Raw genomic sequence first — 16539 nt, 5'->3', positions numbered from 1 at the left:
AAACCTCAGCGCGGCGCCCGTTCCTGCAGGGCCGTGCGCCAGGCCGGCAGCGGGGACTCCGGTACCGGGTCGGGACGCCGGCCACCGCGCGCGAAGAAGTCGGCGAGCGGCAGGATCGCGGCGCCGACCGTGACCGCGTCGGGCCCGAGCCGGCCGAGGCCGACGGTCACCTTCCCGGCCGGGTGGCGCAGCGCGTACGACAGGGCGTGGCGGCGCACGGCGGGCAGGAAGCGGGAGCCGAGCGCGAGGCCCGCCCAGCCGCCGATGAGGATGCGCTCGGGCTGGAAGAGGTTGATCAGGTCGGACAGACCCGCTCCCAGGTATTCGGCGGTCTCCTCCAGGAGGGCCAGCGCGACCGGGTCGGGCTCGCCGTCCCCGGGCGGGTAGGCCGCGGCGAGCATGGCGGTGAGGGCGGTCTCCTCGTCGGTGCCGTCCGGGACCCGGCCGCCCTCCTCGCGCCAGCGGGCGAGCAGTGACTCGGCGCCCGCGTAGGCCTCCAGGCAGCCCAGCGCCCCGCACCGGCAGCGGCGGCCCCGCACCCGCACGGTCAGGTGCCCCCATTCCACGGCCCGGCCCTGGTCGGCGTCGGGGGTGACGAGGCTGGCGCCGACGCCGGAGCCGAAGAGGACCACGACCGCGTTGCGGGCACCGCGGCCGGCGCCGAACCACATCTCGGCCTGGCCCAGGGTCTTGGCGCCGTTGTCGATGAAGTACGGCACGGTGTCGGGCAGCGGGGAGCCGGTGCGCAGCAGGGCCTCCAGCGGGACGGCGTCCCAGCCGATGGTCTGCCCGTGCACCACCGCGCCGCGGTCGGAGGTGCGCTCGACGATGCCGGGGACGCCGATGCCGACGCCCAGGAGCCGCTCGGGCGCGAGTCCGGCCGCGTCGAGCACCTCGGCGATGCCGTGCCGGATGTGGTCGACGATGACCTCGACCTCGTATCGCTGCGGGGTCAGCGGGCGCTCGGCCCGGGCCAGCTCGGTCAGGGTCAGGTCGAACAGTTCGACGCGGACGCGGGTCTCGCCGACATCGACGCCGATCATGTGCCCGCTGCCGGGCGCGACGCGCAGCAGCGTGCGGGGGCGGCCGCCGTCGGAGTCGACACTGCCTGCCTCCTCGACCAGCCCGTCGGCGACCAGGTCGGCGACGACGTTGCTGACCGAACCCGAGCTCAGTCCGGTCGCCGGGCCGAGTTCGAAGCGGCTGAGCGGGCCGTCGAAGTAGAGCCGCTGCAACACGGCCGTGCGATTGGCCCGCCTGAGGTCGCGTACCGTGCGCCCGTTCCGCCCCGCCATGTGGCTCCTTCCGGCATCCCCTGTCCGACCTGCAACATACCGTCGTGGCCGGGCGCGGCGCGACATTCCTCCAACCCTTATTTCACGATGTGAGCTAACCGACGGCCCCGGCGGTCGCCCGGATCTCGTCCAGGGCCGCGACCAGTTCCGGCGCGACCGCCTGCCATACCCGCCGCCGCTGCTCCTCGCCGGCCGCGCGCGGAACCGTCTCCGTCAGCATGATCAGGTACAGGTAGGCGCGGTACAGGGCGAGGCGGAGGCGGGCCGGAACGTCGAACCGGGTCCGGCCGCCGGCCTCGCGGTAGCCGTCGAGGAACGCCTCGTCCCGCCTGATGTCGCCCAGCAGCGCCAGGGAGACGAAGTCGGCCACGGGGTCACCCCAGAACATGCGCTCGCCGTCGATCAGGCCGCCGACGCGGGCCGGCCCGGCCGAGCGGTCGACGAGGATGTTGCCGCGCCACAGGTCGAAGTGGACCAGGCACGGGACGGTGACCTCGTCGAGGGCGCCGTACGCGGACGCAGCGGTGCGGGCGACCGCGTCGAGAGGACGGGGCAGTTCCGCCCCGTAACGCCGGGCGTCGTCGAGTACGGCGTCGAACATTGCGGTGAACGCGGTGCGCCAGTCGGGCGCGAGCGGGCCGAGGGCGCCGGAGGGGTAGCCGAAGCCGGGGCCCGTCTCGCGGTGCAGCCGGGCCACCTGGCGTCCGAGCTCCGTCCGCAGGGCGGTGTGCTCCGCGTCGGTGAGCGTGGCGTCCCACGGTTCGCCCGGGCAGGCCGTCATCAGCAGGAAGCCGTCCCCCCTGGCCACCAGCCGGGGTGCGGTGACCCCGGCGCGGGCGGCCGAGCGGTAGAACTCGGCCTCCGACACCAGCAGCTCGCGTTCGTGCCGCAGGCCGGGGACGGCGGCGTCGGGCGGGATCTTCAGCACGTAGCGACTGCCGTCGGTCAGGCGCAGTTCCTCGACGGTGTTGTACGTGCCGCCGGCCATCGGCGCGAGGCGGGCGAGGCGGCCGGGGTCGAGGCCCGCCTCCCGAAGGACGTGCCGGGCCCGTTCCCAGGAGTCCACCACCGTGTGCCCACCCCTCCCCCGCGTCCGCGGTCAGCCGGCGGCGTACACGTCCTCCGTGTGACGCCCGTCCGCGATCGTCAGCCCGTCGAGCCACCGCCCGGCGGCCGTGTCGTCGGCGCCCGGCGTGTGCTTGCGGAACAGCGTACGGAACGCCTCCCGCACCCCGGGGGCCATTCGGAAACCGTCTCCGCAGACGTGGACGCGCGCTCCGGCGCCGAGCAGCACCGCATCGCCGCCGACCACCTCCCCCTCGGGCGCGGCGCGGTCGGCTGCCGGTTGCGCGGCCGTGCCGCGCCGGACCTGTTCAGCCCGCGGGAGGCGACGCAGGTCGAGCGGATCGCCCGGGCACTGCGGCTGCGGCATAGCTCGTGCCACCAGGTCTCGGTGCGCCGGCGGGCGCCCGGCGGCGCGGAGCGGTACGGGGAGCTGACGGCGGACCCGGTCAGCGACACCGTGGAGGAGGCTCCGGCCCTGCTGGTGATGCTGGGGGTGGACGGCGAGCGCGCAGCCCGCCCGTCGCCGTCGCCCGGGCAGGCCCCGGTGACGGCGACGGACGCACGGTTCCTGGCCCTGCCGGCCGGAGTTGCCACCACGGCCCGGGCCGCCCGCGAGACCGGCCTGACCGCCGACGGCGTGACGTATCACCTGCGCCGTCTGTCCTCCCGCCGGCAGGCCGCCAACCGCACGGAACCGGTGGCCCGGGCCTACGCGCCGGGGGTGCTGATCCCGGGAGTCCGGCCGCCACGGCCCGCGGCGGTGGAGCAGCCCGCGTCCGGCGCAGCCCCCGCAAGGCTCCTGGCCGTGCCCGCGCCTTCCGGCGCGCCGAAGCGGGCCAGGGTGTGCCAGACCATCTTGAGGTCCTGGAGCTCGTGGCGGCCGGTGCGGGCGGCGTCACCGATGGCCCGCGGGTCGACCACGCCGTCCCGGGCGATCAGGGCGCCCAGTTCGGCGTACTCGGGGCCGCGGTAGTCCGCGTGGCGGCGCAGCTCCGCCACGGTGAGGCGGTAGCCGGGGTGCCACTCGACGGGGCAGGGCAGCCGCCGGGCCGCCGCTTCGACGGGTGTGCCCCGGTAGCAGGCGTCCAGCACGAGCGCCTCGACGTCCCGGTCGAGGCGGACGCCGCCGTGCACATGGGCCTCGACGTAGTCGTCGAGGGCGTCCCGCTCGTCGGCCTCGGCGAGCGCGATCAGCGACATGCCGGCCGCGACGCCGAAGTCGGCCGGTTCGGCGGCGCTGTCGGGGTAGCAGAACGTGGCACGGTCCAGGGTCGCGGCGTGCAGCCGGAAGTGGGCGGAGCCGAAGCGCGGCGCGGCGCCGACCACTTGGCCGCGGAAGTTCAGGGCGCCGTACACGGGCCGTTCGTGACCGGGCCCGTCGTCGTACGCCCCACCGAAGATCCTGCTCTCCCAGAGCCAGCGATCGCCGCCGGGGTGGGCGGTGAGGCCGCCGTTGCCGGAGCCGGTGACGAACTGTGAGTGGTACGCGCCGTCCCGGGCCAGTCCCGCGAGGAGCGGGCCGGCCGGCGTGGACCGGTCCGGGTGGAAGTTCAGTGTGATGCGCAGCCGGCTGTCGACGACGGGCCCGGCCGAGCGGGCCGCCACATGGCGGAGCGCCGCCCGGGCGCGCGGGGGGACGACTGCTCGGAAATCCATTGGCTCTCCCTCGTCGGTGACGCCTACCCTGTCCCGGAAACCTAGGACCCCTAGGTTTGGTACGACGACCAGGAGCCCTCCCATGAGATCACTCACCGAGCAGGACATCCGCAACTCATTTGTCAACTGCTCCAAGGGAGAGGCCAAGCGGCTGACGGTGCCCCGGGACCTCGCCGAGCGCCCCTGGGAGGACCTCGACTTCCTCGGGTGGCGCGACCCGGGAGCGCCCGACCGCAGCTATCTGGTGACCGAGCGGGACGGGAGGCTCGTGGGGGTGACGATGCGGTTCCAGACCGCGCAGCGCGGGTTCCTGCACCGCAGCATGTGCTCGCTGTGCCTGACCACCCACCCGCGCGGCGGCGTCTCGCTGATGACCGCGCCCAAGGCGGGTGCGGCCGGCCGCGATGGCAACTCGGTCGGCGTCTACATGTGCACCGATCTCGCCTGCTCCCTGTACCTGCGCGGGAAGAAGGAGCCGGAGTCCGGGGCCCGGTTCGAGGAGAGCCTCAGCCTGGAGGAGCAGATCGCGCGGACCCGGGGCAACCTGGCCGCGTTCCTCGACAAGCTCCACACGTGATCCTCCGTGTGATCTTTCCTGTGATCTCCCTCGGTCGCCCGTGGTACCCGACGGCACTAACGTCCTTCATGGACACGTTCGACGCCGGAGGAAGGGGAACAGCCCGAGGATGCGAGAGGTACGTGAGTGGACGGTGCAGGCCGGCAGGATCCTGCGGAAGCGCCGTGACCCCGTGGTCGTCCAGACGCTGCGATCGGCGTTCGCGGCGACGATCGCCTACGTCATCGCGCTCCGGCTGAGTCCCGAGAAGGCACCGCTCACCGCTCCCCTGACGGCCCTGCTGGTCGTGCAGGTGACGCTGTACGCCACCCTCACCAACGGCTTCCGGCGGGTGAACGCGGTGGTGACCGGCGTGCTCGTCGCCATCGCGTTCAGCCTGCTGGTGGGCCTGACCTGGTGGAGCCTGGCCCTGCTGCTCGTCGCCTCGCTGGCCGTGGGCCGGCTGGTGCGGGTGGAGGAGTACGTGCCCGAGGTCGCGATCAGCGCCATGCTGGTCCTCGGGGTCACCACCGTCGGCGACACCGCCTGGGCGCGGGTGCTCGAGACGCTGATCGGCGCCGTCGTCGGGCTCGGCTGCAACCTGCTGCTCGCTCCCCCGGTGTGGGTGGAGGAGGCCGGCGAGTCGATCGAGGGCCTGGCCCGCCGGCTGCGCCAGCTGATGCTCCGCATGGGCGAGGAGGCCGCCGGCGCGCCGCCCGCGGACCGCGCGGCGGAGCGGCTGCACGAGGCCCGGCGCCTGGACCACGACATCGTCGAGGTGGACGCCGCCCTGCGGCAGGCCGAGGACAGTCTGCGTCTCAACCCGCGCGTGCGGGAGGGCCTGCTGCACCGGGTGGTGCTGCGCACCGGCCTCGACACGCTGGAGATCTGCACGGTCGTCCTGCGCGTGCTCGCCCGCTCCCTCACCGACCTCGCGAAGGAGCGCGAGCCGGAGCCGCTGTTCGGGCCCGAGACCGGTGCCGTGCTGGAGCAGCTGCTGTCCGAGATCGCCGACGCCGTGGTCAGTTTCGCGGTGCTGGTCACGACCCACCTGAGCGCGAGCGCCGAGTCGGCGGAGGAACGTCTCGCCGCCGAACTGCGCTCCGCCGCGGCCACCCGCGACAAGCTCGCCGTGCTGCTGCGCGAGGAGGCCGAGCGCGACAAGGGGAACTGGCAGTTGCCGGGCGCCGTCCTGACGGAGGTCAACCGGATCCTCGACGAGATGGACACCGAGCACCGCACCAAGCGCCTGTTCGAGGAGCTGGACCGGGTGTCGGCGGAACAGCGCGCCCGGATGCCGCGGCTGACCCGGCTCAGGGAGCGCCTGGGCGTTCAGGAGCAGCTGTGGCGGAACCGCGCGGGGTTCGGCGGGCGTTCTCGCTGAGGGAAGCCGGCACGGGGCCGGCGCCGAGGCGAGGGGGCGGGCCGATGGCCGACACGAGCGTGCGGATCGACGGGAACACACTGCGGCTTCCGGGCGGTGTGACCGTGCGGTTCATCCGCACCCTGCGCCTGCCCGAGACGGGCACGCACCCGCTGCCGCCGGGCCTGGGCGAGTTCCCCGTCCGGCGGGTGGCGGACCACGCGGACCGGGTTCCCGAGGCGATGCGGGCGCGCGGCGGCGTGATGCTGCCGGTGTACCTGCGCGAGGCGATGTGGCTGAACTTCGCGGGCACGGCGGAACCCGCGGCACTGCAGGTCGGCGTCGGCAAGGTCTGCGCGGTCTCGGGCCGGCCCTGGAGCGACGGGCTGTCCCGGGACCCGCAGAACTACGTGGTGCTGCCCCGCCAGCCCTGGCTGGACGGCATCAACTCCGGCACGGGCACGGTGCGGCAGTTCGTGGCCGTGCCGCTCGGCATGGGCGCCACGGTCGAGGGCCAGGTCACGGGCGAGGAGGTGTGGGGCGGCGTGCAGCTGCGGGCGTTCCCGCTGAACGACGAGGAGCTGGCGACGTGGCGCGCCGTGGAGCGCCGCCGGCTGGAGCGGACCCGGTTCGCGGCGCCGCCGCCCTACGGCGCCCCGATGCCGGGCGGGCCGATGGCCGCGCCCGGTGGGTTCGGCGCGCCGATGCCCGTGGCGGCCCCGCCCGCGACCGGCGGTCACGGCGTCCCGATGCCCATGGCGGCGCCGCCCGCCCCCGGTTCTCCCCCGCCCGCCCCCGGGGCTGCCCCGGCCGCCGGTGCCGCCCCGGCGAGTCCGCGCCGCGCGCCCGCCGCGATGGGCCTGGGCGTCGGCGGCTCCATGCGGCAGGAGGTCTACGAGGACGACCGGCCGCTCACCCACTGGTCGAGCCGGCCCGCCGGGCGGGTGTTCGTGCACCTGGTGACACCGCCGGAGTGGCACCGCATCACGGGCGAGGCACCGCCGCCCTCCCCGGTGGACCGGGCCGCCTACACCCGCGCGGGCCTGCCCTGGTTCGACTACTACGACCAGGACGCCGAGGACCTGCGGGCCCCGGACGCGCTGCAGGCCGTCAAGCCCGTCGGCGACTGGCTCGGCGACGACCACGAGCCCTGGCAGCCGCCCGCGCCCGGGCAGGTGCGGCCGCTGCGGGACGCGCCGGGCCGGCCCGTGGAGGACGGCGACTGGTAGGCGCGAGGGGCGGGTTGCGCCGGGGGCGACGCCCGGTGCCGTTGTTGCACCCGACCGGTGATCCACGTCAAGGTGGCTGTCCACGACGGGACGAGTGACGACCTGAGGGACGACATGCACAGTGGCTGGAGCAGGCGCCGGTTCGTCGGCGCCCTGGCCGGCGGGGCCGCCGCGGCGGCACTGCCGGCCTGCGACGACGCGCCCGCGCCCGCGACGACTCCCACGGCCTCGTCCGCCACCGGCACGAGCCCGTCCGGCCCGGCCCGCCGCCCCTCCGGGCCCCGGCCTCTCTACCTCGGCACCTACACGTCCGCCGAGGGCGGTGGCAAGGGCATCGGCGTGGCGGCCTACGACCCGTCGACGGGCCGGATCACCGGCACGGGCACGATCACCGGCGTCGGCGACCCGTCGTACCTCGCGCTCCACCCGGACCGGCGCACGCTGTACGCGGTGGACGAGCGCGAGGCCGGTGCCGTCACGGCCGTGCGGCTGTCCGACCGGAAGGTGCTGGGCAGCCGGAGCACCGGCGGGGCGGCGCCCTGCCACCTGTCGGTGCACCCCGGCGGCCGCTGGCTGTTCAGCGCGAACTACGGCTCGGGCAGCGTGGCCGTGCATCCCATCGACGCCTCGGGAGCCCTGGGCGAGCGCACCGGCCTCGTCCGGCACTCCGGTCCGCCGCCCGGGCCGGGGCAGGACGGGCCGCACGCCCACCAGTGCGTCACGAGTCCGGACGGGCGTCATGTGCTCGCCGTCGACCTGGGCACGGACACCGTCTACACGTACCGGCTCGACGAGAAGGCCGGCACACTCACCGAGGTCGCCCGGGCCCGGACCCGGCCCGGCGCCGGGCCGCGGCACCTCACGTTCCACCCCGGCGGCCGTCACGCCTACCTCGCCGACGAGGTCGGCAACACGGTCACCGTCTGCTCCTACGACCCGGCCTCCGGCCGGCTGCGCGTCGGGGAGGCGCAGTCCACGGGCGCGGGCCCGGGCGAGAACCATCCGGCGCAACTGCTGGTGACGGGCGACGGCCGCCACGCGTACCTCGCCAACCGCGGCCACAACAGCATCGCGCGTTACGCGATCGAGGCGGACGGTGCCCGGCTGAGGCTGCTGGACACCGTGCCCGTGGAGGGGGACTTCCCGCGTCAGATCGCCTTCTCCCCGGAGGGGACGCTGCTGTTCGCGGCGAACCAGAAGTCGTCCACCGTCACCGTCTTCCACGTGGACGAGGGCAGCGGCGCCCTGCGGCCTGCCGGAGAACCGTTCCCCTCACCGGTCGCCGTCTGTGCGCTGCCGTTGTAGCGCCCGGGGGCAGGAGGCGGCGGCCGCCTGGCTGAGCAGCACGTGCATCCGCTCGGTGAGCTGTGCGACGTCGTCGGCGGGGCGGTGGAACGCCAGGCGCACGTCGCCGTGCGCGCGGGCGCGTTCGATGCGCAGGGTCAGCCCGTGCCGGTCGACGGCGAGCGGCTGGACGCGGACCGCGCCGTGCAGGCTGTCGGGCTCCACGAGCCGGGTGAGCCGCTCGACCGCGTCGGCGTGGCAGTCGGCGAGGTGGGTCAGCAGCCGGGCCTCGGCCGTGGTGAGCGGGTCGGGCTCGGCCGCGGCGAACTCGTCCAGGTCCACCACCACGGCCCCCGACGGCCGGCGCAGCACCACACGGGTGGGGGTGAACACGAGCCGGTCCTCCTCCGCGGCGAACCACCCGGCGAGCCACAGCCGGGCGCGGATCCGGCTGCGCAGCGGGACGGGGGCGACGTCGGCGAACTCCAGCACCGCGGACGGCTCGCCGCGGGGCGCGCAGATCGCGGCCCCGAGCAGGGCGCTGTCCTCGGGCACGGCCACCGTCACCCGGCCGTCCTCGGCCACCGTGTGCGCGCCGACCAGCTCCTCCCGCGTTCCCTCCGCGGTCACCGCGCAGGACCACGCCGCGGCGAGCACCGAGCGCGCCCGCTCCGCCGCGGCGGGGGCCGCCGTCCAGCTGTGGCTGTCGTCACCCATCCCAGACCTCCTTAGGTAAGCCTTGCCTAACCTACCGAAGATCGGGGTGTGCGCCAACCAGGGCACGTGATCTTTACGAGTCCTTTCAGGGCGTGAGGACGCCCAGCAGCGCGCGCACGCACAGCTCGCGCACCTGATCCCGAGTCAACTCCGCGTCGCGCAGCCACTCCAGGCACACGGACGTGGTGAACGCGAGCCACCCGCGCACCGCCAGCCGCACCTCGGGCCGCTCCTCGAAGGCCGGGCCGAACTCGGGGTCCTCGGCGAGGGCGGCGAGGATCTGCCGCTCCTGTGCGGCCAGGGCCCGCTGATAGACGCGCCGCACCGCCTGGTCCCCGGCCGCGTCGGCGCGATGGAAGGCCCGGTAGCCGTGCGCATGGGCGCGCACGTACTCCAGGAACGTGTCGAGGCCGGCCGCGAGTTGCGCGCGCACCGGGACACCGGGCACCGCCGCCGTCATGCGCAGCATCCGCTCGCTCTCGCGCTCGACGACCGCCGCGAAGAAGTCCCGCTTCGTCGGGAAGTAGTGGTACAGCAGCCCGCGCGACACCCCGGCGATCTCGGCGACCTGCTCGATCCACACGTCGTCGTAGGGGTTCTCCGAGAACAACCGCGCCCCGACCGACAGAAGCTGCGCCCGGCGCTCCTCGGTGCTGAGCCGGCGGCGCGTGCGCCCGCCCTGGTTCGCGGCCATGCCCGCACTTTACTTGACGCCGGTTCAACAGCGGGACCAGACTGAACCGCGCTATTGAACCCACGTACAACACGCGCGAAGCCGCCGCTGGATCAAGGGAGATCGCGTCATGACGGAGGCGCCGATACGGGCGGAGCAGCCCAAGGGGTTCCGCAGCGCCGAGCTGGGCTGGCCGGAACTCGACCGCATTCCGCACCCCCCGCACCGGATTCCGCTGCTCGGCGACGTGGTGGGCGTGAACCGGCGCACCCCGCTGCAGGACTCGATGCGCTACGCCCGCCGGCTGGGCCCGGTCTTCCGGCGGAAGGCCTTCGGCAAGGAGTTCGTGTTCGTCTGGGGCGCCCGGCCCGCGGCCGACCTCGCGGACGAGTCGCGGTTCGCCAAGCACGTGGGGCTCGGCGTCGCCAATCTGCGGCCCGTGGCCGGGGACGGCCTGTTCACGGCGTACAACCACGAGCCGAACTGGCAGCTGGCCCACGACGTGCTCGCCCCCGGGTTCAGCCGGGAGGCCATGGCCGGCTACCACCCGATGATGCTGTCCGTGGCACGGCGGCTGACGGAACACTGGGACCGGTCGGCAGCGGCCGGGCGGACCGTGGACGTGCCGGGCGACATGACCAAGCTGACGCTGGAGACGATCGCGCGGACCGGTTTCGGGCACGACTTCGGCTCGTTCGAACGCTCCCGGCCGCACCCCTTCGTGACCGCGATGGTCGGCACGCTGACCTACGCGCAGCGGCTCAACACGGTGCCCTTCCCGCTGGCCCCGCTGCTGCTGCGCGGCGCGAGCCGGCGCAACGCGGCCGACATCGCCCATCTCAACCACACCGTCGACGAGCTGGTCCGGGCCCGGCGCGCCGGGGGCGGCGGGGACGGGGATCTGCTGGACCGGATGCTCCTGACGGCCCATCCCGAGACCGGGGAGCGCCTGGCGGACCGCAACGTCCGGCGCCAGGTCATCACCTTCCTGGTCGCCGGGCACGAGACGACGTCCGGGGCGCTCTCCTTCGCCCTGCACTACCTCTCCCGCCATCCCGAGGTCGCGGCCCGGGCGCGCGCCGAGGTCGACCGGGTCTGGGCGGGCACGGCGGAACCGGCCTACGAACAGGTGGCCCGGCTGCGGTACGTCCGCCGGGTGCTGGACGAGTCGCTGCGGCTGTGGCCCACCGCGCCGGCCTTCGCCCGGGAGGCCCGCGCGGACACGGTGCTGGCCGGCGAGCACCCGATGCGGCGCGGGGCGTGGGCGCTGGTGCTGACGCCGATGCTGCACCGGGACCCCGAAGTGTGGGGCGCGGACGCCGAGCGGTTCGACCCCGACCGCTTCGAGGCACCGGCGGTCCGGTCCCGGGCCCCGCACACCTTCAAACCCTTCGGGACGGGGGCCCGGGCCTGCATCGGCCGCCAGTTCGCGCTGCACGAGGCGACGCTGGTGCTCGGTCTGCTGTTGCGCCGCGACGAGCTGCGGCCGGACCCGGCCTACCGGCTGCGTGTGACGGAACGTCTGACGCTGATGCCGGAGGGCCTGCGGCTGCGCCCGGAGCGCCGGACGCCGGTGCGGGAAACGGCCTCAGACCTGCGCCGTCCAGTGCCCGGGGCGGGTGACTGACTCCGGCAGCCGGGTCCCGGCGCTGCCCCGCGCGGCGTTGAGCTGCGGCTGGGTCAGGAAGAACGCCCCTGTCAGGTCGGCGTCGGTGAGGTCCGCGTCGCGCAGGTCGGCTCCGATGAGGTCGGCGCCGCGCAGGTCCGCGCCGGTGAGGTCGGCGGCGATGAGGCAGGCGCCGCGCAGGGTGGCGCCGCGCAGGTCGGCGCCCTTGAGACGGGCGCCGACGAGGTCCGCACCCCGGCGGTCCTTCCTGCGGCCCCTGGTGCCGGCCCGGGCCAGTTCACTGGTCTTCAGCAGCAGGACGTTGACCTCTTGGCGGTGCGCCCCCACGTCCAGCGCGGCGAGTTCCCCGGGGGTCCCGCCGGCCAGTTCCTCGGTCCGCTCCAGCGCCGCGCGCAGCTCGGCCCCGAGGGAGCGGGCGGCGGGCAGGGCGAGCGCCTCGGTCAGGTACCACAGCAGCTCGTGCAGCTGGCGGACGACCGGGAACACGTCGAACATGCGGCGGGCGTGCTCGGGCGGCCCGGTCCGCCAGCCCCGCCCGTCGAAGGTGACCTGCGAGACCCGCTGCCCGGCGCCGAAGCAGTCGTAGACCGTGCAGCCGGTGAACCCTTTCTGCCGCAGCCCGGCGTGAATGCCGCAGCGGTGGTCGTCCCGGAGGTTGCGGCAGGGCGTGCCGGCGTCCTTGGTCACCGCGAAGTCGGCGGAGGCGGCGAAGGGCAGGGCGACGCAGCACAGCCCGAAGCACCGCTCGCAGTCGCCGCGCAGTTCCGCTCGCGCGGCTTGGTGATCTCGCATGCCGTTCAGCATACGAAACGACACCTGGGGCGCCGGTGGCCGTGCCGGTCCGCTCAGTGGGCGGGCCCGGGCGCCTCCAGGCGTGCCAGCCGCTCGGGGTCGGCGAGGATGTACATGCCGGTGATGCGGCCGTCGGTGATCGTGACGCCCATGACCGACCGCACGTGTCCGTCCGGCGCGTTGACCACCCCGACCGAGCCGTTGACCAGCACCAGCTCCGCGGCCTGCGAGAACCGGGCGAACAGGAGCGCCTGTTCCGCGACCGCCTTCGCCCCCCGGACGGCCTTGGACACCGCCGCGCCCCGCGCCAGCGCGCCCGAGTCGGCCCGCAGCACCACGTCCGGGTGGAGCAGTGCCAGCAGCGCCTCGAAGTCCCCGGCCCGGGAGGCGGCCAGGAAGGCGCCGAGCACCTCCTTCTGGCGTCCGAGCCCGGGTTCCGTCGAGGGCGTGGCACCGCGCACCCGGCGCCGGGCGCGGCTGGCGAGCTGCCGGGTCGCGGCCGGGGTGCGCTCCACGACGGGCGCGATGTCGTCGAACGGCACGGCGAACATGTCGTGCAGCACGAACGCGAGCCGCTCGTCGGGCGCCAGGTGTTCCAGGACGACGAGCAGCGCGAGGCCCACCGAGTCGGCCTGGAGCACCTCTTCCGCCGGGTCGAGGTGGGACAGGGGCCGGAGCACCGGATCCGGGACGAACGTGCCGAGCGCGTCGTCGTCCATCGGCTCCTCGCGCCGCGCGGCACGCGAGCGCAGCAGGTCCAGGCAGACCCGGCCGGTCACGGTGGTGAGCCATCCGCCGAGGTTGCGGACGTCGTCCGCGTCGGAGCGGCTGAGCTTCAGCCAGGTCTCCTGCACGGCGTCCTCCGCCTCGCTGAGCGACCCCAGCATGCGGTACGCCACGGCTTTGAGCCGCCCCCGGTGCTCCTCGAACCGGCCGGCCAGTTCCTCGCTGCCCGTCATCGTCTCCCCCTGTCTCCCCGTCTCCCCCGTCATGGCCGGCTCAGGTCATCTGCCGAACAGTTCGAACGCGACCGCCGGCCGGCCCCCGAACCGCTCCCCCGTCGCCTCGGCGTGCTGCGTCAGGAAGCCGCGGACGTACGTCTCGGGGTCCTCGTCGGTCAGCACCTCGATGTACGTACGGTGTTCCAGCAACGAGCGCACGGCGCGCTCCATGCCGGGCGTCGCGTCCACGGCGTGGGTGGGCGTGCTGGAACCGGCGACGGCGACCCAGCGCACACCGTCCCAGGGGTCGAGGCCCTGTTCGGTGAGCTCCGGGAAGATCCAGCGGTTGCCGGCGTCGCCGGCCGCGTCGAGCGTGGCCCGGCCGACGGCCACGTGGTCCGGGGTGTTCCAGGCGACGCCGCCCCAGGTGTCGCGGTGGTTGAGCGTGATGACCAGCTCGGGCCGGTGCCGGCGGATGGCGGCGGCGATGTCGCGGCGCAGGGCGGTGCCGTACTCGATGACACCGTCCTTGTGGTCGAGGAACTCCACCTCGCTCACGCCGACCACCGCCGCGCTCGCCCGCTGCTCCCGCTCGCGCAGCGGGCCGCACTGCTCCGGTGCGATCGTGTCGATGCCCGCCTCGCCGCGGGTGGCGAGGACGTAGGCGATCTCACGGCCCTCGTCGGTCCAGGCCGCGATCGCCGCGGAGCAGCCGTACTCGAGGTCGTCGGGGTGGGCCACGACCGCGAGGGCGCGCCGCCAGTCGTCCGGCATGGGCTGGAGTCGGGTGCTCTTCGGCTCGGTCATGTCGGCAGGTTAGTCCGCGGCACCGGCATCACGCCTCGTCACGCGCGAGGGCCAGAAGCCGGTCCAGGACGCGGGGGCCGCCGGTGCGCACGCCGTCGTGTTCGAACTCGTCCGTGACCCAGGTGCGCAGCCCCCGGATCGTTCGGGCGGTGCGCAGCGAGTGGGCGGTGTCGACGTACATGTCGTCGTGGTAGACGGCGGCGGCGACCGGGACGTCGTTGGCGGCGAGGCGCGCGGGGTCGTACAGCGGCGTCCAGTCGGTGCGGGCGGCGAGCAGTTCGGCGGTCTCGCGCAGCGGACGCAGCGCCGGGTCGCACGCGAACATCCAGGGGTGAATCGATTCTCCGGTGAACAGCAGCGGTTCGTCGCCGGCGAGGGCCTTGGCGGCGTCGAACTGGGGGAACTCGGCGCGGACCCGCTCGGCCGACCAGGCGGTGGGCCGGGCGTCCTGGCCGTAGATCGCCTCGTGGATCAGGGCGTACAGCGGGTGGCGGGCGTAGGAGAGCATGCCCTGCACCTGCTCCTGGAAGGCGTCGGAGAGGGTGAGGCCCTGCGGGGTGCGGACGAAGGCGTCCTCCAGCAGGTGGTGGAGACGGTGGGTGCCGTCGCCGGTGCCGAGGACGATGCCGAGGGACTGGAAGGCCTCGACGGTGAGCCGGTAGCCGTTCGGCAGGACCACGTCGTGGGTGAGCAGGTGGTCGGCGATGCGCCGGGCGCGTTCGGCGTCCTGCGGGTAGCGGGCGTAGTGGGCGGCCACCTTGCGCTCGATGCGCGGGAAGGCCGCCCGGTAGACGTCGTCGGCGTGGGCGTCCAGGGACGGCAGCCCGCCGGTGACGAGGGCGGTGGCCAGGCCCTCGGGCGCGAGGGAGAGGTACGTGGTCACGCAGAAACCGCCGAAGCTCTGGCCGAGCACGGTCCAGGGCGCGCCGCCGGTGACCTCGGCCCGGACGGCCTCGCAGTCGCGCACGATCGAGTCGGCGCGGAAGCGGGTGAGGTAGTCGGCCTGCTCGGCGGGGCCGCCGCGCAGCGGGAGCGTCTGCCGGTTGGCGGGCGTCGAGTGGCCGGTGCCGCGCTGGTCCAGCAGGAGCACGCGGTACTCCTGCAGCGCCCGGCCCAGCCAGCCGGGCCGGCCGACGGAGCGGTCCGCGCCGAAGCCCGGCCCGCCCTGGAGGTAGAGCAGCCAGGGCAGCTCCTGGTGGGCCTTGTCGCCGGCGACGACCTCGCGGGCGTACAGCTCGATCGTCTCGCCCTCGGGGCGGTCGTGGTCGAGTGGCACCGTGAAGCGCCGGTCGGTGAGGACGACTCCGGGCTGGCGGTAGCTGAGGATCAACAGGGCTCCCGGGACGGACGGATTTTCGGACCGCGTCCCAGTTCATCACAGGGAACGTCCGGGGGTGAGCCCTTCGATCATGAAACCTTGCTGAACGGCCGTTCAGGCTCAGCGTCCGGCCAGGCTGGAGCGGCGGACCACGAGTTCGGGCTGGAGCACGACCCGCCGGTGCTCGTGCGGCCGGGCCGCGCTCTCCTCCTCCGTCTCCTCCAGCAGCAGGTCGGCCGCCATGGCGCCCATGGTGACGGCGGGCTGGCGCACCGAGGTGAGCGGGACCGCCGCGGCGGCCGCGAACTCGATGTCGTCGTAGCCGACGATGGCGAGATCGTCGGGGACGCGCACACCCGCCGCGTACATGGCCTGGAGCACGCCGAGGGCGAGCAGGTCGTTGGCGCAGAACACGGCGGTGGGCCGGTCGGCGAGCCCGAGCAGGCGGGCTCCGGCGTCCCGGCCCGCGGCGACGTCCAGCCGTTCGGTGGGCAGTTCGCGCAGCGCGTCGGGACCGAGTCCGGCCTCGGCGAGCGCTTCCAGGGCGCCGGTGCGGCGGTCGCGGACCTGGTTGAGGCCGGGCGGGCCGCTGACGTAGGCGAGGGAGCGGTGCCCGGCGTCGACGAGGTGGCGTACCGCGAGGGCGCCGCCCGCGACGTCGTCGACGGAGACCGAGCACTCGGTGGTGCCCTCGGCGACCCGGTCGACCAGGACGAACGGAATGCCGTGCCGGCGGAACGCCTCGATGTTGCGGCCGGTCGCGTCGGCCGGGGTGAGCAGCACGCCGCGCACCCGCTGCTCGGCGAAGAGCGACAGGTACTCGGCCTCCTCGCCCGGGTTCTGGGCGCTGTTGCAGACCATCACGCCGAGCCCGGCCTGCCGGGCGGCGCGCTCGGCGCCGCGCGCGACGTCGACGAAGAAGGGGTTGCCCATGTCGAGGACGAGCAGCCCCATGATGCGGCTGCGGCCGGCGCGCAGCTGGCGCGCGGACTCGCTGCGGACGTAGCCGAGCCGGTCTATCGCGGACAGCACGCGCGCCCGGGTCTCGGTGGCGACCGTGTCCGGGCGGTTGATCACGTTCGACACCGTGCCGACGGAGACTCCGGCGGCACGGGCGACGTCCTTGATACCCACCGACTGGGCCATCGGGCAGGGACCTCCAGAGGGGAACGAGGGGGGCGGCGGCCCGGGGCGGCTTCACATTACCGGCACGCCG

15 protein-coding genes and 2 pseudogenes are annotated in these 16539 nt (G+C 74.6%); 6 read left to right on the top strand and 11 right to left on the bottom strand.

The annotated features are described in order from the left end of the window. Window positions 1–5 precede the first annotated feature (5 nt). The 3 genes and pseudogenes from ACIGAQ_RS05810 to ACIGAQ_RS05800 form a co-directional block, all read right to left on the bottom strand. Window positions 6–1295: an ROK family protein gene (locus tag ACIGAQ_RS05810; RefSeq protein ID WP_399779409.1), complete on the bottom strand. Its 1290-nt coding sequence runs from the start codon at window positions 1293–1295 to the stop codon at window positions 6–8. Between the two features lie 94 nt (window positions 1296–1389). Further along, on the bottom strand, window positions 1390–2364 hold the full coding sequence (locus ACIGAQ_RS05805) for a phosphotransferase family protein (RefSeq protein WP_399779407.1): 975 nt from the start codon (window positions 2362–2364) through the stop codon (window positions 1390–1392). A gap of 30 nt (window positions 2365–2394) precedes the next feature. Further along, window positions 2395–2586 (bottom strand): annotated as a pseudogene (locus tag ACIGAQ_RS05800) (hypothetical protein); the annotation flags it as partial. 36 nt (window positions 2587–2622) lie between these two features. Here ACIGAQ_RS05800 and ACIGAQ_RS05795 point away from each other — a divergent pair. After that, window positions 2623–3120: pseudogene (locus tag ACIGAQ_RS05795) on the top strand (diguanylate cyclase); the annotation flags it as partial. Here ACIGAQ_RS05795 and ACIGAQ_RS05790 read toward each other — a convergent pair. After that, window positions 3069–4016 (bottom strand): DUF3626 domain-containing protein, encoded by a 948-nt coding sequence (locus ACIGAQ_RS05790; RefSeq protein WP_399779405.1) that lies wholly within the window; start codon window positions 4014–4016, stop codon window positions 3069–3071. The pseudogene ACIGAQ_RS05795 and the gene ACIGAQ_RS05790 sit on opposite strands and share 52 nt — an antisense overlap. An 82-nt stretch (window positions 4017–4098) precedes the next feature. On the opposite strand from ACIGAQ_RS05790, the gene ACIGAQ_RS05785 reads away from it, so the two are divergent. The 4 genes from ACIGAQ_RS05785 to ACIGAQ_RS05770 all read left to right on the top strand — a co-directional run bounded on the left by ACIGAQ_RS05785 (window position 4099) and on the right by ACIGAQ_RS05770 (window position 8469). Beyond that, a complete protein-coding gene (locus ACIGAQ_RS05785; protein ID WP_399779403.1) occupies window positions 4099–4593 on the top strand; it encodes an FBP domain-containing protein in 495 nt (164 codons plus the stop codon). A gap of 109 nt (window positions 4594–4702) precedes the next feature. Beyond that, a complete protein-coding gene (locus ACIGAQ_RS05780; protein WP_311684638.1) occupies window positions 4703–5956 on the top strand; it encodes an aromatic acid exporter family protein in 1254 nt (417 codons plus the stop codon). Window positions 5957–6000: 44 nt separating this feature from the next. After that, window positions 6001–7164, top strand: a complete 1164-nt coding sequence (locus ACIGAQ_RS05775; RefSeq protein ID WP_399779401.1) for a hypothetical protein — start codon at window positions 6001–6003, stop codon at window positions 7162–7164. Window positions 7165–7278: 114 nt separating this feature from the next. Continuing rightward, window positions 7279–8469 (top strand): lactonase family protein, encoded by a 1191-nt coding sequence (locus ACIGAQ_RS05770; protein ID WP_399780685.1) that lies wholly within the window; start codon window positions 7279–7281, stop codon window positions 8467–8469. Here ACIGAQ_RS05770 and ACIGAQ_RS05765 read toward each other — a convergent pair. Both ACIGAQ_RS05765 and ACIGAQ_RS05760 read right to left on the bottom strand, forming a co-directional pair. Further along, the gene (locus tag ACIGAQ_RS05765) at window positions 8437–9165 is read right to left on the bottom strand and encodes a DUF2470 domain-containing protein (RefSeq protein WP_399779399.1); all 729 of its coding nucleotides are present in this window, start codon (window positions 9163–9165) and stop codon (window positions 8437–8439) included. The genes ACIGAQ_RS05770 and ACIGAQ_RS05765 overlap by 33 nt on opposite strands. Window positions 9166–9250: 85 nt before the next feature. Next, window positions 9251–9859 (bottom strand): TetR/AcrR family transcriptional regulator, encoded by a 609-nt coding sequence (locus ACIGAQ_RS05760; protein ID WP_311684632.1) that lies wholly within the window; start codon window positions 9857–9859, stop codon window positions 9251–9253. 109 nt (window positions 9860–9968) lie between these two features. Here ACIGAQ_RS05760 and ACIGAQ_RS05755 point away from each other — a divergent pair, with 109 nt between their 5' ends. Continuing rightward, window positions 9969–11465, top strand: coding sequence for a cytochrome P450 (locus ACIGAQ_RS05755; RefSeq protein ID WP_399779397.1), 1497 nt, complete (start codon window positions 9969–9971; stop codon window positions 11463–11465). Here ACIGAQ_RS05755 and ACIGAQ_RS05750 read toward each other — a convergent pair. From ACIGAQ_RS05750 to ACIGAQ_RS05730, 5 genes are all read right to left on the bottom strand, one after another. Beyond that, window positions 11427–12269: a pentapeptide repeat-containing protein gene (locus ACIGAQ_RS05750; RefSeq protein ID WP_399779395.1), complete on the bottom strand. Its 843-nt coding sequence runs from the start codon at window positions 12267–12269 to the stop codon at window positions 11427–11429. The genes ACIGAQ_RS05755 and ACIGAQ_RS05750 overlap by 39 nt on opposite strands. 41 nt (window positions 12270–12310) lie before the next feature. Beyond that, complete coding sequence (gene sigJ, locus ACIGAQ_RS05745; RefSeq protein WP_399779393.1) at window positions 12311–13216, bottom strand: RNA polymerase sigma factor SigJ; 906 nt, start codon at window positions 13214–13216, stop codon at window positions 12311–12313. A gap of 45 nt (window positions 13217–13261) precedes the next feature. Next, window positions 13262–14005, bottom strand: a complete 744-nt coding sequence (locus tag ACIGAQ_RS05740) for a PIG-L deacetylase family protein (protein ID WP_311684628.1) — start codon at window positions 14003–14005, stop codon at window positions 13262–13264. A 28-nt stretch (window positions 14006–14033) separates the two neighbouring features. Continuing rightward, on the bottom strand, window positions 14034–15335 hold the full coding sequence (locus ACIGAQ_RS05735) for an alpha/beta fold hydrolase (protein WP_362282633.1): 1302 nt from the start codon (window positions 15333–15335) through the stop codon (window positions 14034–14036). A 108-nt stretch (window positions 15336–15443) separates the two neighbouring features. After that, window positions 15444–16469, bottom strand: coding sequence for a LacI family DNA-binding transcriptional regulator (locus ACIGAQ_RS05730; protein ID WP_311684625.1), 1026 nt, complete (start codon window positions 16467–16469; stop codon window positions 15444–15446). Window positions 16470–16539 lie beyond the last annotated feature (70 nt).

Origin of the sequence: Streptomyces sp. NPDC085932 (genome assembly GCF_044540525.1) — a bacterium.
Lineage (GTDB): Bacteria > Actinomycetota > Actinomycetes > Streptomycetales > Streptomycetaceae > Streptomyces > Streptomyces levis.
The sequence above is the reverse complement of the archived record's forward strand: the minus strand, read 5'-3'. Positions and strand labels throughout refer to the sequence as shown.

Bases quoted from the DNA above. Each gene is read 5' to 3' on its own strand.
- ACIGAQ_RS05770 (WP_399780685.1), top strand. From the start codon at position 7,279: ATGCACAGTGGCTGGAGCAGGCGCCGGTTCGTCGGCGCCCTGGCCGGC.
- ACIGAQ_RS05750 (WP_399779395.1), bottom strand. From the start codon at position 12,269: ATGCTGAACGGCATGCGAGATCACCAAGCCGCGCGAGCGGAACTGCGC.
- sigJ (WP_399779393.1), bottom strand. From the start codon at position 13,216: ATGACGGGCAGCGAGGAACTGGCCGGCCGGTTCGAGGAGCACCGGGGG.
- ACIGAQ_RS05780 (WP_311684638.1), top strand. From the start codon at position 4,703: ATGCGAGAGGTACGTGAGTGGACGGTGCAGGCCGGCAGGATCCTGCGG.
- ACIGAQ_RS05765 (WP_399779399.1), bottom strand. From the start codon at position 9,165: ATGGGTGACGACAGCCACAGCTGGACGGCGGCCCCCGCCGCGGCGGAG.
- ACIGAQ_RS05760 (WP_311684632.1), bottom strand. From the start codon at position 9,859: ATGGCCGCGAACCAGGGCGGGCGCACGCGCCGCCGGCTCAGCACCGAG.
- ACIGAQ_RS05785 (WP_399779403.1), top strand. From the start codon at position 4,099: ATGAGATCACTCACCGAGCAGGACATCCGCAACTCATTTGTCAACTGC.
- ACIGAQ_RS05730 (WP_311684625.1), bottom strand. From the start codon at position 16,469: ATGGCCCAGTCGGTGGGTATCAAGGACGTCGCCCGTGCCGCCGGAGTC.
- ACIGAQ_RS05790 (WP_399779405.1), bottom strand. From the start codon at position 4,016: ATGGATTTCCGAGCAGTCGTCCCCCCGCGCGCCCGGGCGGCGCTCCGC.
- ACIGAQ_RS05740 (WP_311684628.1), bottom strand. From the start codon at position 14,005: ATGACCGAGCCGAAGAGCACCCGACTCCAGCCCATGCCGGACGACTGG.
- ACIGAQ_RS05775 (WP_399779401.1), top strand. From the start codon at position 6,001: ATGGCCGACACGAGCGTGCGGATCGACGGGAACACACTGCGGCTTCCG.
- ACIGAQ_RS05810 (WP_399779409.1), bottom strand. From the start codon at position 1,295: ATGGCGGGGCGGAACGGGCGCACGGTACGCGACCTCAGGCGGGCCAAT.
- ACIGAQ_RS05755 (WP_399779397.1), top strand. From the start codon at position 9,969: ATGACGGAGGCGCCGATACGGGCGGAGCAGCCCAAGGGGTTCCGCAGC.